Annotated in this window: 13 protein-coding genes; 10 read left to right on the forward strand and 3 right to left on the reverse strand. The window is 72.4% G+C overall.

The window, feature by feature from the left end:
• Positions 1–27: 27 nt before the first annotated feature.
• The 8 genes from guaB to ACWC94_RS39945 are packed head-to-tail and all read left to right on the forward strand — an operon-like array spanning position 28 to position 6,053.
• Positions 28–1,197 (forward strand): IMP dehydrogenase, encoded by a 1,170-nt coding sequence (gene guaB, locus ACWC94_RS39910; RefSeq protein WP_450802395.1) that lies wholly within the window; start codon positions 28–30, stop codon positions 1,195–1,197.
• Positions 1,194–2,573: an adenylosuccinate lyase gene (purB, locus tag ACWC94_RS39915; protein ID WP_450802396.1), complete on the forward strand. Its 1,380-nt coding sequence runs from the start codon at positions 1,194–1,196 to the stop codon at positions 2,571–2,573. Before guaB ends, purB begins: the two co-directional genes overlap by 4 nt.
• A complete protein-coding gene (locus tag ACWC94_RS39920; protein ID WP_450802398.1) occupies positions 2,570–3,625 on the forward strand; it encodes an adenylosuccinate synthetase in 1,056 nt (351 codons plus the stop codon). Before purB ends, ACWC94_RS39920 begins: the two co-directional genes overlap by 4 nt.
• Positions 3,622–4,149: a phosphoribosyltransferase gene (locus ACWC94_RS39925; RefSeq protein WP_450802400.1), complete on the forward strand. Its 528-nt coding sequence runs from the start codon at positions 3,622–3,624 to the stop codon at positions 4,147–4,149. Before ACWC94_RS39920 ends, ACWC94_RS39925 begins: the two co-directional genes overlap by 4 nt.
• Positions 4,146–4,823 carry an HAD family hydrolase gene (locus tag ACWC94_RS39930; RefSeq protein WP_450802402.1) on the forward strand — a complete coding sequence of 226 codons (678 nt, stop codon included), beginning with the start codon at positions 4,146–4,148 and terminating at the stop codon, positions 4,821–4,823. Before ACWC94_RS39925 ends, ACWC94_RS39930 begins: the two co-directional genes overlap by 4 nt.
• Positions 4,820–5,128: a hypothetical protein gene (locus ACWC94_RS39935; protein ID WP_450802404.1), complete on the forward strand. Its 309-nt coding sequence runs from the start codon at positions 4,820–4,822 to the stop codon at positions 5,126–5,128. Before ACWC94_RS39930 ends, ACWC94_RS39935 begins: the two co-directional genes overlap by 4 nt.
• Entirely contained in the window at positions 5,125–5,469 is a 345-nt protein-coding gene (locus ACWC94_RS39940; RefSeq protein ID WP_450802406.1) for an SH3-like domain-containing protein, read from the forward strand. Before ACWC94_RS39935 ends, ACWC94_RS39940 begins: the two co-directional genes overlap by 4 nt.
• Positions 5,466–6,053 (forward strand): nitrile hydratase subunit alpha, encoded by a 588-nt coding sequence (locus tag ACWC94_RS39945; RefSeq protein WP_450802408.1) that lies wholly within the window; start codon positions 5,466–5,468, stop codon positions 6,051–6,053. Before ACWC94_RS39940 ends, ACWC94_RS39945 begins: the two co-directional genes overlap by 4 nt.
• Before the next feature lie 73 nt (positions 6,054–6,126).
• On the opposite strand, the gene queC is transcribed toward ACWC94_RS39945, so the two are convergent.
• From queC to ACWC94_RS39960, 3 genes are all read right to left on the reverse strand, one after another.
• The gene (gene queC / locus ACWC94_RS39950; RefSeq protein WP_450802410.1) at positions 6,127–6,846 is read right to left on the reverse strand and encodes a 7-cyano-7-deazaguanine synthase QueC; all 720 of its coding nucleotides are present in this window, start codon (positions 6,844–6,846) and stop codon (positions 6,127–6,129) included.
• Positions 6,847–6,984: 138 nt separating this feature from the next.
• Positions 6,985–9,810 (reverse strand): LuxR C-terminal-related transcriptional regulator, encoded by a 2,826-nt coding sequence (locus tag ACWC94_RS39955; protein WP_450802412.1) that lies wholly within the window; start codon positions 9,808–9,810, stop codon positions 6,985–6,987.
• A gap of 631 nt (positions 9,811–10,441) precedes the next feature.
• Positions 10,442–11,065 (reverse strand): TetR-like C-terminal domain-containing protein, encoded by a 624-nt coding sequence (locus ACWC94_RS39960; RefSeq protein WP_450802414.1) that lies wholly within the window; start codon positions 11,063–11,065, stop codon positions 10,442–10,444.
• Between the two features lie 115 nt (positions 11,066–11,180).
• Here ACWC94_RS39960 and ACWC94_RS39965 point away from each other — a divergent pair, with 115 nt between their 5' ends.
• Positions 11,181–12,398: an alpha/beta hydrolase family protein gene (locus ACWC94_RS39965; protein ID WP_450802416.1), complete on the forward strand. Its 1,218-nt coding sequence runs from the start codon at positions 11,181–11,183 to the stop codon at positions 12,396–12,398.
• Positions 12,399–12,861: 463 nt separating this feature from the next.
• Positions 12,862–13,569 carry a hypothetical protein gene (locus tag ACWC94_RS39970; protein ID WP_450802418.1) on the forward strand — a complete coding sequence of 236 codons (708 nt, stop codon included), beginning with the start codon at positions 12,862–12,864 and terminating at the stop codon, positions 13,567–13,569.
• The last annotated feature ends 4 nt before the right edge of the window (positions 13,570–13,573 follow it).

Genomic DNA, 13,573 nt, shown 5'->3' on the forward strand with positions numbered 1-13,573 from the left:
CTTCCCGCGACACAGGAGTACTTCCGTATGCCCAAACGTGAGATCCGCACAGGGCTCAGCCTGGACGACGTCCTACTGGTGCCGCAGCGCACCTCGGTGGCCAGCCGCTCGATGACCCGGCTGGACACCAAGCTGTGCGAGGGCATCGAGCTGGGCATACCGGTGCTGTCCGCCAACACCCCGTGGTGCACGGGTGCGCGGATGGCCGAGGCGATGGCCCGCCAGGGCGGTCTCGGGATCGTGCACCGCATGCAGACGGCCGAGGACCAGGCCGCCGAGGTCGCCGCGGTGAAGGCCGCGCCGGTGAGCCGGGCCGGCGAGGCACCCGCGGACACAGGCCCGCGACCGGCCCTCGACGCGCAGGGACGGCTCCTGGCGGGCGCCGCGGTCGGCGTGATCGACGACTACCTCGAGCGCGCCGAACGGCTCGTCGCGGCCGGTGCCGATGTCCTGGTCACCGACGTGGCACACGGCCACGCCGACTACGTGATCAAGGCCGTGGCGGAACTGCGCGCCCGTTTCCCCCGTACGTCCCTGATCGCGGGCAACGTGGCGACCGCCGCCGCCACCCGGGACCTGATCGACGCCGGCGCGAACGCGGTGAAGGTCGGCATAGGCCCCGGTGGCATCTGTACCACACGCCTGGTCGCGGGCAGCGGGGTGCCGCAGCTCAGCGCGGTCCTCGACTGCGCCGAGGAGGCCGCCCGCAGCGGAGTCCCGGTGATCGCCGACGGTGGCATCAAGACGCCCGGCGACCTGGTCAAGGCGCTCGCCGCCGGCGCCCACACGGCGATGCTGGGCAGTGCCCTGGCCGGTGCCGACGAGAGCGCGGCCCGCCTGGTCGAGCACGACGGGCGCAAGAGCAAGGTCAGCACGGGCTTCGTCACCTTCGGGATGCGCCTGACGCTCAAGCGGGCCCGCGGCGGGCAGGTCAGCCGCGAGGAACTCGAGGCGTACACCCCCGAGGGCGTCGAGGCGACCTTCGCCTGGAGCGGAAGCCTCGCGGCCACCCTGCGACCCTTCCTCGGGGGGCTGCGCTCGGGCATGAGCTACAGCGGCGCGCACGACCTGGCCACACTGCACGAGCGGGCCGAGTTCGTCCGGATCACCCCGGCGGGGCTCGCCGAGAGCCGGCCCCACGCCCTGCAGCGTGCCGAACAGCTGCCGCTGGACTACTCGGCGGAGGCCGCCGGATGACCTCTGTGCTGGATACCGGCCGCTACGGCAGCGCGCAGATGCGCGCGTTGTTCACCGACCCCGCCCGGTACCTGCTCTTCGTACGGGTCTGGGGCGCCCTCGCGGAGGTCCAGGGCAGGCACGGGCTCATTCCCCGGGAAGCCGCGCAGCACATCGCGCAGCGGGCCCGGGAGCACGTGCCCGACCCGGCCGCCGTCGCACGGATCGAGCAGACCAGCAACCACGAACTCTTCGCGGTGATGCAGGCGTTCGCGCAGACCTGCGGCCCGCACGGCAGATACGTGCACTACGGCGTCACCAGCAGCGACATCCTCGACACCGCGCTGGCCCTGCAGACGGACCGCACGATCGTCCTGCAGCGCACCCGGCTGACCGGGCTGATGACGGCCCTGCGGGAGCGGATGGACGCCGACGGCGACCAGGTGATGATCGGCCGCACCCACGGGCAGCACGCCCAGCCGGTGACCTTCGGCGGCAAACTGGCCGTCTACCTCGACCAGTTGACGCGCTGCCTGATCCGGCTCGACGAGCTGCGTGAGCGTGCCGTGATGGGCAAGGTGTCCGGCGCGGTGGGCACGCATGCCGGGTTCGGCCCGCTCGGCCCGCAGGTGGAGCGTGATGTGCTGCGTCAACTGTCGCTTCCGGAACCGCAGATCTGCGGCCAGGCGGTGGCCAGGGACCGGATCGCGGAGTTCGTCTGCTGGGCCGCGCTCACTGCGGCCTGCCTGGAGAACCTGGCCACCGAGATCCGCAACCTCCAACGGACCGAGATCGGCGAGGTCGCCGAATCCTTCGCCGAGGGCGACCAGATCGGCAGCTCGGCCATGCCCCACAAACGCAATCCGGTCCGCTGCGAACGCGTCTGCAGCCTGGCCCGGCTCCTGCGCTCCCTGGTGGGGCCGGCTCTGGAGAACGTGACGACCTGGCACGAGCGGGACCTCGCCAACTCGGCCAACGAGCGCTTCACGCTGCCCCTGACGGGCGTGCTACTGGACGAGATGCTCACCGTCATGACCGCGGTCGTCGGCGATCTGCGGGTCAGACCCGAGCGGATGGCGGCCAACCTGGCCCTGTCCCGCAACGCCCACGTCAGCGAGGCCGTGCTGCTCACCCTGGTCGAGCGCGGCCAGGACCGGCTGACCGGCTACCGGGCACTGCAGCGGGCCAGCGCCGTCGCCGCCGGCGACGGACGCGACCTGCTGGAGGTCCTGGCGGACGACCCCGCCGTCACCGCCCGGATACCGGCCGCCGAACTGGCGGCGCTGGCCACGGCGCCACCGGGCGTGGGAACCAGCGCGGCCCTGGCCCAGGACGCGGTGCGACGGGCGGAGCGGGCCCTGGCCGCCTCCCCCTCGGCGGAAGGACGGGCGGCATGACCCGTACGACACGACAGACCGGCACGACACGCCCACGCTGCACGATCGTGGTCGGCGGCCAGTGGGGCGACGAGGCCAAGGGAAAGATCTCCAGCTACCTGGCCCTGCGGGACGATCCCGCCGTCGCGGTCCGCGCCGGCCTCGGCCCGGGCGCCGGGCACACCGTGGTCCACGAGGGGCGCACCCTGCGGCTGAGGCAGGTGCCGAGCGCCGTGGTCAACCCGCGCACCCGGCTGCTGCTCGGCGCCGGCGTGCTGATCCGCCCGGAGGTGCTGCTGCGCGAGATCGAGGAAACCGGCGTGACGGACCGGATCGGCGTCGACTACCGCGCCACCGTGATCGAACCCGGACACATAGCCGCCGAACAGGCCGACACCGGGCTGCGGGAGACCGTACGCAGCACCGGCAGCGGTCACGGCCCCGCGCTCGCCGGACGGGCCATGCGCGCCGCACGCCGCGCGCAGGACGTACCCGAGCTCGGCCCCTACCTCGTCGACACCGCGGCCGAGGCCAACCGGGCCGTCGACACCGGCGAGGGGGTCCTGGTGGAAGGAACGAACGGCTTCGGCCTGTCGGTCCTGTACGGCACCTATCCCTACACCGTCGGCAAGGACTCGACGGCGAGCACGGCCGCCGCCGACGCAGGGCTCGGCCCGCTCGCCGTCGACGACGTCGTCCTCGTCCTGCGGGCCCACCCCACCCGGGTGGGGGCCGGGCCCTTCCCCACCGAGATCGACCCCTGCGAGGCGGAACGGATGGGGATCGTGGAGTACGGCACGGTGACCGGGCGACGGCGCCGCGTCGGCGGCTTCGACATGGACCAGGCCAGGGAGGCCGTCCGCGTCAACCGGCCGTCCAGGATCGCCCTGACCTTCCTCGACCATGTGGCGCCGAACGTCCTCGGCCAGAACAGCGGCGAACTGCCGCAGGCGGCGGCCGCGTTCGTCAAACAGGTGGAGGAGGGACTGGAACGCCCGGTGGACCTGATCGGCACCGGGCCGGGCAGCGACCACCTCATCGACCGCTGGAACCCGACCGGAGGCGCACAGTGAACGCCGTTCCCACATGGCGACGCCAGAAGCTGCTCACCATCGGGTGGGCCGAGGCGGGCCGGATGATCGACGCCCTGGCCCGGGACGTCCGCGCCGACGGCTTCGCGCCCACCGTCCTCGCGGGCATCGCCCGCGGCGGGCTGCCGGCCGCCGTCGCGCTGTCCAACCTGCTGGACGTCACCGACTTCCGTATCCTCGGCATTCCCCGCAACACCACCAACAGCCGCTACAGCGAGCGCGGCGACGCCGTCCTCGACTACGTCGTACCGCGACGGCCCCTGACCGGCGAGCGGGTGCTGATCGTGGACGACATCATGGGTGACGGCGGCACCATGGCCCTCGCCCGGCAGACCGTCCTCGACCAGGGCGCGGCCGAGGTCCGCTCCTGCGTCCTGGTCCGCAACGTCGGCTCCCGGGGCCGGCCGGACTTCCACGCCGCCGAGGTCGACGACTGGACGGTCTTCCCCTGGGAACTCCCGCCCGCCGAGGGAGAGAAGACCGGCACGCTGGAAGGCCCGCGGTGACCGCCACCACCGTCGTCCTCGACCGCGACGGCACACTGCTGGACTTCTACGAGATGTTCCACCGCTTCATCCTCGACCTGCACCGTGAGCAGGGAGCACCGCCGCCGGGCCGGGAGGAGATCCTGAGCCATTCCTACTGGACCGCGATCACCAGCGGCCGGCTGCACATCGGACGCGTCCGCGTGCGGGACAGGGTGGACGACGTGATACGCCGGTACATGCCGCACGGCACCCTGTACGAGGGTGCCGTGCCCGCCCTGGGCGCGCTGAAGGCGGCCCGGGTGCGTCTGGCGCTGGTGAGTTCGTGGATCGGCACGCCTCAGACGCGGGCGCTGCTGCGCGCCCACGGGGTGGCCGACTGCTTCGGGCCCGTCCTGACCCGCGACGACCTGCCCGTGTCGCCCTCCCCGGTGTCCGACACCCAGGCCAAGCTGACGCTGGCGCGCCGTGCCCTGGACCGTCTCGGACACCGGACCGGCGACCGGCTCTTCGTGGTCGGCGACACTCCGGACGACGTGGCACTCGGCCGGCGGCTGGGCGCCGTCGTGGTCGGGGTGCGCACCGGCAACGGCCGCATGCTGCCGGACACCCCGGAGGAAGGCCCCGACATTCTGCTGCCCTCCGTCGCCGGACTCGCCGAACTGGTCCTCGCCACACCGCGGGAGGCCTCATGAGCCGCCCCAACGACGTCGGCGGCGCCGAGGGGTTCGGCGCGCTCACCGACGCTCACCCCCTGGACCGGCCGATCCTGGAGGCGTACGGCCCCGACGGCCGCACCGCGTGGGGTGCCGACTGGCAGGCCCGGGTGTGGGCCCTGGTCATCGCCCTCGGCATGAACGGCGTCTGCTCGGCCAGCGAACTGCGCGACGCCGAGGAACGGGCTGATCCGGCCGAGTTCCTGGCGTCCTCCTACTACGAGCGGGTGGTCGCCGGGATCGAACGGCTGCTGCGCGAGCGCGGACTCCTGGAGGACGGATGACAGCAGGAGGTGTTCCCGGCGAGCCCCCGGCCTTCCGCGTCGGCCAGCACGTCCGGGTACGCAGCGCGGACCCCGCCCACCACACCCGAGCACCCCGCTACGTCCGCGGTCACGTCGGCCTGGTGCGCGTCGTGCAGGACGCCTGCGAACTGCCCGACGACATCGCCCGAGGCCGCACCCCCGCGGCCCGGCTGCCCGTGTACACGGTCGCCTTCCCCGCCCACGGCCTGTGGTGCGTCCCCCCGGCCGGGGCCGGCGACGAGGTGCTGTGCGATCTGTGGGAGTGCTATCTGGACATGGCGGTCCCAGGAGACGGAACCGATCAGGAGGAGACCCGGTGAGCGCATCCCACACCGACCTGCCCATCGCCGCCCGGGTCCGGCGGCTGGAGGCCCGGCTCGTCGCCCGCGGGTTGGTGACGGACGAGCAACTGGACGCCATTCTGGAACAGCACCTGTACCGGGCCACTCCGTTCAACGGGGCCAGGCTGGTGGCCCGGGCCTGGACGGACCCGGACTTCCGCGCCCTGTTGCTCGACGACGCGGAAGAGGCACTGCGGCAGGACGGTCTGGGTGGCCTGCTGGCGCCCGACGAGCACCTGCGGGTGGTGGAGAACACGGCCGAGGTCCACAACGTCGTGGTGTGCACGCTGTGTTCGTGCTATCCGCTGCTCCTTCTGGGCCCCTCGCCGAGCTGGTACCGCAGCGATGCCTACCGCTCCCGCGTCGTGCGCGATCCGCGCGGCGTACTGGCCGAGTTCGGCTTCCGTCCGTCGGACGAGGTGACCATCCGGGTGTGGGACGCCACTGCGGAGGCCCGGTACATGGTGCTGCCACGTCGCCCGGCCGGCACCCGGCACCTGGACGAGGAGGCGCTGCGTGCCCTCGTCACCCGCTCCGGCCTCATCGGTACCGCGCCCGTGTAGCCGTGCGGCGCACGGAGCGACGAAGTGCGGTGGCCTCGAGGACCCGGTTGCGGTCCTCGGGGCCACCGTCGTGTCACGGGGCGGCGAACTGCGTCACGGCGTCGACGTAGTCGGTCGGGTCCGGCAGCCCGGCCTTCTGGAACGCCTCACGGCGCTCGTAGCACGTGCCGCACGTCCCACAGTGCCTCTCGCTCCCCTTGTAGCAGGACCAGCTCAGCTCCAGCGGGGCACCCAACCGCGTCCCGTGCGCCGCGATGTCGGCCTTGGACCAGGTGATGAACGGCGCCTCCACGGCGGGTGTGCAGAAGCCCTCGTTGGCCACCTTCACCAGCGCGTTGAGCGCCTGCAGGAACGCCGGACGGCAGTCGGGGTAGATGAAGTGGTCGCCCGCGTGCATGCCCAGGGCCACCGTCGCGGCCCGGTGGGCGACGGCCACCGACACCGCCACGTTGGCCAGGACGGCGTTCCGGTTGGGCACCACGGTCGCCCGCATCGTCTGCTCGGCGTAGTGGCCGTCGGGGACGCTGACACTGTCGTCCGTCAGGGCCGACCCGCCGAGCACGGAGCCGAAGCCGCTGAGATCGACGATGTGGTGCCGCGCTCCGTAGTGCGCGGCGACCGCGCGCGCGGAGTCGATCTCCTTGCGGTGCCGCTGCCCGTAGTCGACCGTGACGGCGATGAGGCTGTAGCCGAGCGCGGCGTAGTGAGCCATGAGGGTGGTGGAGTCCAGGCCTCCCGACAGAACCACCACCGCGGTGAACGGATCGGCGCTGCTGTTTTCGTCGTGCTCCATCAGAAACCTCCGGTCGTGGGCTTGAACGCCGAGAAGAGCGCCGCCTCGGCTGCGGAGTTCCCACCATGGCGCAGGGGGTGATCCGCGCACATCTCGGTGGGGAGCCGAAGGAAGGCGGGCGACCGGCCGAAAGCCGGGTCAGACGGTGCCGAGACGCGCACGGCCGGTGGAACCCAGCAGCACCAGGGCACCCGGGGTGCGGAAGATCTCCTGGAAGTCGCGGCGGCCGGTGATGCCGAGCTTCCGGTAGGCGCTCGACAGGTGCAACTCGACCGTACGGCGGGTGATGCCGTGGACGGAGGCGATCTGCCGGTTGGTCGAACCCTGTGCCGCCTCCAGGAGGATCTGCCGTTCCCTGGCGGTCAGGTCGAACATCCCGCGCAGCGAGGAACGCTCGCGATCGCCCTCGTAGCCCGCCGCGAGCAGCATCTTGGCGTGCTCGGCCATCGGCTGCGCACCGCACCGGGAGGCCAGCCCCACTGCCTGTGTCAGTTCGGCTGCCGCTTCGGACTGCCGGCCCAGCCGGGTCAGCAGCGCCCCCAAGTCGGCCTTGACGCAGGCCAGGTCCAGTTCGTTGCCGTCCCTCTCCAGCAGGCCCACCGCCTCGCGCAGCAGGCCCTCACGGCGTGCCTCGTCCGATACGGCGGCAAGGGCGCGCAGTGCCCGTGCCAGATCGAGGGATGTCTCGACGGCCAGTATCTGAAGGTCGGCTGCCTGGCGGGCCTGCTCCAGCAGACCGGTCCTTTGCATCAGGACGACCGCGTTTCGCCGCCAGGAGACGGTGGCCGTGGGGCGTATGCCGAGGCTCTCGCAGTGCCGGACCAGTTCGGTGAGGTCCCGTGCGGCTGCGGGCAGGTCACCGGAGGCGGCTTGAAGCCTGGCCCGGGCCAGGAGGACGGGGCCGTGCCAGCCGTGGGCTCCTTTCCGGGTCGAGTGGTGCCGGCGCAGCAGCGCCCAGGCCTGGTCGTAGTCGCCCAGGCTGACCAGTACGTCGGCGAGGAGTCCGACGACCGGGGCCAGGAACGGTACGCGGGGGGAGGAGTCCCCGCAGTACGCGGACAGGCCGTGCAGACAGGCTCCCAGTTCTTCCCGAGCCGTGGTCAGCCGGCCGCGTTCCAGCGCGATGTGGACGGCCGCCAGCTGCAGCAGCGGATCCCTGGGCGGAAAGGAGCCGTCCCCCGGCGGGGAGTGTCGGTGCAGGTGTTCGGCGGCTGCTTCGATGTGTCCGTTGTGCAGCAGGACGGCGAGAGCCGCCGGTACGGCCAGCGGGTGCACCGGCCGGTTCCCGGCATGCTGGTCGAGGGCCTGATACGCCTCTTTCAGCGCGGATCGGGGGGCGGTGGTGTCGAGGTCCTGGCAGAGGGCTCGCAGGGCGTTGACGGCTGTGTGCAGGGCGGGCGAGGACATGGCGGGCGGAAGGCCCGGTGCGGGCGGGGCCGGCAGGACCTGGGCGAGGCGTTGTGCGGTGACGGCCGGGGGTTCGTCGAAGAGGGTGGTGGTGGCCCGGTGGAGTTCGTGCCAGCGTGCCAGTCCGGTGCCGGCGACGGCGTCGGCCGTCGCCGACAGTACCCGTTCGGTTTCCTCCGGGTCGGGGACGGCGTACAGAGCCCATCCCAGCCGGTGCAGCAGTTGTGCGCGGGCGCTGTCGTCGTCGGCCAGGGCCAGCATCTCCACGATCGCCTGGATGCCGTCGGCCCAGTCGGTACGCAGCCGCACTTCTGCGAGGAGCAGGAGCGCCTCCCGATGGTCCGGGCCGGTGGCCACGCGCAGCGCCTGGGTGAGGAAGCGCTGCGCGGCCTCGTGGTCGTGGGCGGCCGCGCACGCATGGCCGGCCCGCAGGAGCACTCCGGCCGACCAGGAACTGTCCAGCGGGGCGCCGGAGGCGATGAGGTGGTCAGCGGTGAGGGCGGGCGGAGCGCCGATCCGGTGGAGGTATCCAGCGGCTTTGAGGTGTGTCGCGCTGCGCGCCATGCCTGTCATTCGGTCGGCGAGTGCGGTGCGCAGGAGTGGATGCCGCAGGCGGAGCGTGGCGTCGTCGGCGATCAGTCCTCTGCCGACGAGGAGACCGGCAGCGAGCAGGGTCTGTTCCAGCGGCATCCCGCTGAGGTGGGCGACGAGCCGGATGGCGTCCTGGCCGTTCTGCCCCACGACGGCGATCAGGGCGGCGAGCGGTCCGAGAGCGGGATCGGTCATGTTCAGCCGCCCGGTCACGGCCTCGGCGACCGGCGCCAGCACCGCCGCCTCGAGTGCCGTCAGGTCCGTGGAGCAGCCCTGTCGCTCCCGCTGCCGGACCCAGTCCAGCAGTTCCCGGAGCATGAACGGGTTCCCGGCGCTGAGCCGGTGGAGGGCAGCGGCGAGTTCGGGCCGGACGCTGCGCCGGAGCTGGGAGCGTGCCAGGCCCGCGGTCTCCTGTGTGGACAGTCCTTCCAGTACCAGCTGGTGAGCGCCGTGGGTCAGCTGCGCCAACTCCCGCGGTGCTCTGGGTTCTTCGCCCTGCCGGGTGGAGAGGGCCACGACGACCGGCAGGTGAGAACACTCGTCCAGCGTGCGGCGCAGCCGGCTCAGTGCGGCAGCCGGCGCCCGGCAGGCGTCGTCGACGGTGACCACCACCGGCGCGCGCCCGCCGGCCGCATGGAGCGCGACCTCGGCCGCGGTGCACAGCCGCCTGTCCGCCGGGGCCGGTAACGCTTCGGTACTGGTTGCGGGATGCGTCGCGAGGTCTTCGTCCCCGTCCTCGCGACGGTCCGGTTGATGTGCGTGGTCCATGCGGATGACGAGAGCCCCTCGCCCGCGCGCAAGCGTCCGGAACTCTCGTAGTAAGGCGCTGCGCCCGATGCCGAGCTCACCGGTGATCGTGTACACGGTCGCCCCGTTGGCCATGCTGTGGTCGAGGGCTTCACGGAGCAGGCGCAGTTCTTTGCCCCGGCCGGTGAAGGAAAGCGAGGAACGCTTCGGTGTGAACATGACTAACTTCCGTTCGTTGCTGTGACCACAGAGATAGCCACCGGACAGGCCCGGTTCCCACCGACCTGGGGGCATGGCGAGCCGGAACCAGGTGTGCCCGGTCCGGCCGGGCCGACGCCGGCCGGACGAGTGCGGCGAGTTCGCGAGCGAGGCCGACCTGCGGCGACTCCTTTCCGCGGCCTCGGCAACAGCGCCCCTTCGCCACCGGGACGCCTGGAAGTAGAACCCGGAGCAGACTAAGCAAACACTTAGCCTTTCAATCTTCGGGCGCCGTGTCGCTCCCGCCTCGACCGAGAGGGAGGACGCACCCCCGCCGCACTCATCCTGTTCGGCAGAGCCCAGGACGGAGGGAGTCGGCCGGCCCGGCCGGTGACACGGGGCGGCCGCACGACGGACCCAGCCCTCTTCCACCGCCCCGAGGCCAGGCAGCGGGCACGTTCGACGGCGGGCGGTCGATGGGCGTCGCCGGCGACCCGCGCACCGAGGGGGCGGTGCGCGAGCCGTTGCCCGTCTGTCGTCGCCCGCACGCGTGTCGCCGCCGGCCCGGGCCGGCGCTGTGGTCGCCGGGGCCTTGAGGGCCGGAACCCCTCTGCCCCCACCGCGCGATGCCGGCGTCCGCGGCGCCGGGTCGTCAGGCGACGAAGGCAGCGAGGAGTTTGTCGGCCAGACGGTCGAGGTGGTCCGGAGCGGTCGGGGTGCGGACGACGGCCAGACGCCAGTAGAGCGGACCTGCGAGAAGGTCGAGCGCGAGTTCACGGTCCACGTCCGCGGGGAGTTCGCCGCGCTCGATCGCCCGTTCCAGCACACGCGTGGCCTTGCCGCGCCGGGGGTCGCGGACGGCGGTGAAAAGCGCCTGCCCCAGCTCGGGGTTGCGGCTGCCCTCCGCGAGCAGGTCCGGGATGATCTTCGAGGGGAGCCGGTGGCGCAGCGCGCTGTCGATCTCGGTGAGGAGAGCGAGCACGTCGCCGCGCAGGGTGCCGGTGTCGACGACCTCGGACGCGTCCACCGCGACAGCGGAGACCAGGGCCACGGTCATCTCCAGTTTGGACGGCCAGCGGCGGTAGATGGCGGCCTTGCCCGCTCCCGCCCGCTTGGCGACCGCTTCCAGGGAGAGCCGGGCGTAGCCGACCGACGCCAGTTCCTCGAAGAAGGCGGCCGAGATCGCCTCGGTCACCGAGTCCTGGAGCACGGGTCCTCCGGGCGGGCGGCGCTGGGGGGCGGGGGCGGGGGCCTGGGACGCACGGGAGCGGGACATACCCCGAACCTACCACCAGACGGAACGCTTGCGTCTCGACTAAGTGGGGGCTAGGGTCCCTCACAGACGAGACGGAACCGATCCGTCTCGACAAGGGGTTTGGGGAGTGAGTGCCATGCGATTCCTCTTCGAGGACCAGTCGTTCTCCTTCGAGGCGCTGCGCGCGGCCGGGTTCGCCAACTACGGCGGCGCCGACCTGGGCGAGGTCCTGTCCACCGTCCGCACCATCGGCGAGGGCGACGAAGAGGCCTGGCTGCGCGAGTGGAAGAGCACCGCGCAGCGCGTCCACGCCATCGGCACCCGCGCCCAGGCGGGCGGTCACCGGGTCAGCGCCCGCGAGGCCCTGCTGCGCGCCTCGAACTACTACCGCACCGCCGAGTTCTACCGGCGCGACGCCCCCGCCGACGACCCCGAGGTCAAGCTTCTCTCCGCGCTCTCCCGCGAGACCTTCGCGGCCGCCGCGGCTCTGATGGACACCCCCGTCGAGGCCGTGCGCATCCCCTACGAGGACACCGACCTGCCCGGCTACCTCTTCCTCGTCGACGACTCGGGCGCCCCACGGCCCACGATCATCTTCACCAGCGGCTTCGACTCCACCGTGGAGGAGGCCTACTTCGCCGTCGCCGCGGCCGCGCTGCGCCGCGGCTACCACGTGCTGGCCTACGACGGGCCCGGCCAGGGGGCGGCGCTGCGCGAGCAGGGACTGGTCTTCCGCCCGGACTGGGAAGCCGTGGTCACCCCCGTGGTCGACTACGCGCTGGCCCGTGCCGAGATCGCTCCCGACCAGCTCGTCCTGCTGGGCTACAGCCTCGGTGGCTACCTCACCGCCCGAGCCGCCGCCCACGAACACCGCCTGGCCGCCCTGGTCCTGGACGACGGCCTCTACGACTACTACGACGCGCACACCCAGTCCATGCCGCCGTTCCTGCAGGAGTGGGTCGAGACCGGACGGGACGACCTCGCCAACCCCGTCGCGGGTCTGCTCATGAAGGGCAACACCCAGCTCCACTGGGCCCTGCGCAACGGCGTGTGGACGTTCGGTGCCGCCTCGGTCGCGGACTACATCCGCCGGACCGCCGACTACACCCTCGACGGTGTCGCCCAGCTCATCGACTGCCCCACCCTCATCCTGGACGCCGAAAGCGACCAGTTCTTCCGCGGCCAGCCCCAGCGCGTCCAGGCCGCCCTGACCTGCCCGCACACCCTGATCACCCTCCGCGAGGCCGAAGGCGCCGGCGAGCACTGCCACATGGGCGCCATGTCCCGCTTCCACCAGGTCACCTTCGACTGGCTCGACAACACCCTGGCGCCGGCGTCTCAGCTCAGCAGTTGAGCGCCAAGGAGAAGATGTCCGACCAGAAGAGCCGGCGCGCGCAGGAGGTGACGGCGGTGCCCGGAGCAGGGACCGGACCCGGTGTTCCCGCAGCAGGGGGGCCGCCGCAGGAAGCTTCTCGACCCGCCCGCCCCGAACGAGTTCCGCGCCACCGGGGCGAGGTCCCTCGCTCCACCGGTCCGGCCGTCGCCGGCCGCGTCCTCCGGCCGACCGCCGCACCCGCCCTGCCCGCTTCGGTCGCTCGGTCGCGGCCTTCACGGTCCGCGTCTGCCCCGGCGAACTCGGCGCCCGACGCCGGCCGGAGGCACATAACGGGCAGAGCGGGGCGTCGTGAACGTGCTGGCGTGATCGGGCGGGCACGCTGTGAGTTTTCGCTTCCGCCCCACAGGGAGTCGTGTGACACTGGCGTCCCCGTCCACCCTGCGGACCCCTTCCGTACCCCCTCCCCCACGAGAAGTGCGCCGTGCGTTCCCTTCCTCTGCCGCTCGCCCTCACCGCGCGGATCTCGCCGGTCGCCGTCCTCGCCTGTGCCGGCTGGGTGCTGACGTCCGGACCGGCCGCGCCGGCGACCGCCGGGCACCAGGCGGCCCAGAAGACGTCCACCCAGTCCGCCTCCGACTCCTCGGGCTCCCCCGGCTCCCCCGGTTCCTCCGACCCGTCGGCCGGCGCGGGTGCGAAGGCGTACTCGACCGCGCCCTCCCCCTGCACCAGCATCCCCGTGGCGACCGTCAAGGCCCTGGTGCCCGGGGCGAAGACGGCCGGCAAGGAGATCCCGTCCACGGACGCCAAGCTGCGCCGTACCTGCTCCTGGAACGCGCTGCAGGGCTACAGCTACCGCTGGCTCGACGTGTCGTTCGAGATCAGCGAGTCGGAGCGGGATGCGCAGCAGGAGTACCAGCAGCGGATGGGCGAGAAGGGCGGCGGCGGGGCCGTACCGGGGCTCGGGGACAGCGCCTACTCCGTGGTGAACCTGACCACCGAGGACAAGCAGCAGACCCGGGAGGGCGTGGTGATGGTCCGGGTGTCCAACGCCCTGGTGGTCGTCACCTACAACGGCAGCGACTTCGAGACGAAGAAGGCGCCCGGGACGGACGAGATCAACAAGGGGGCCATCCAGGCGGCGCGGGCCGCGGTCGGCGCGCTCGGGGGCGGGCAGTCGCAGTCCGGCTGACCGC

It is taken from the genome of Streptomyces sp. NPDC001135, from assembly GCF_053598395.1.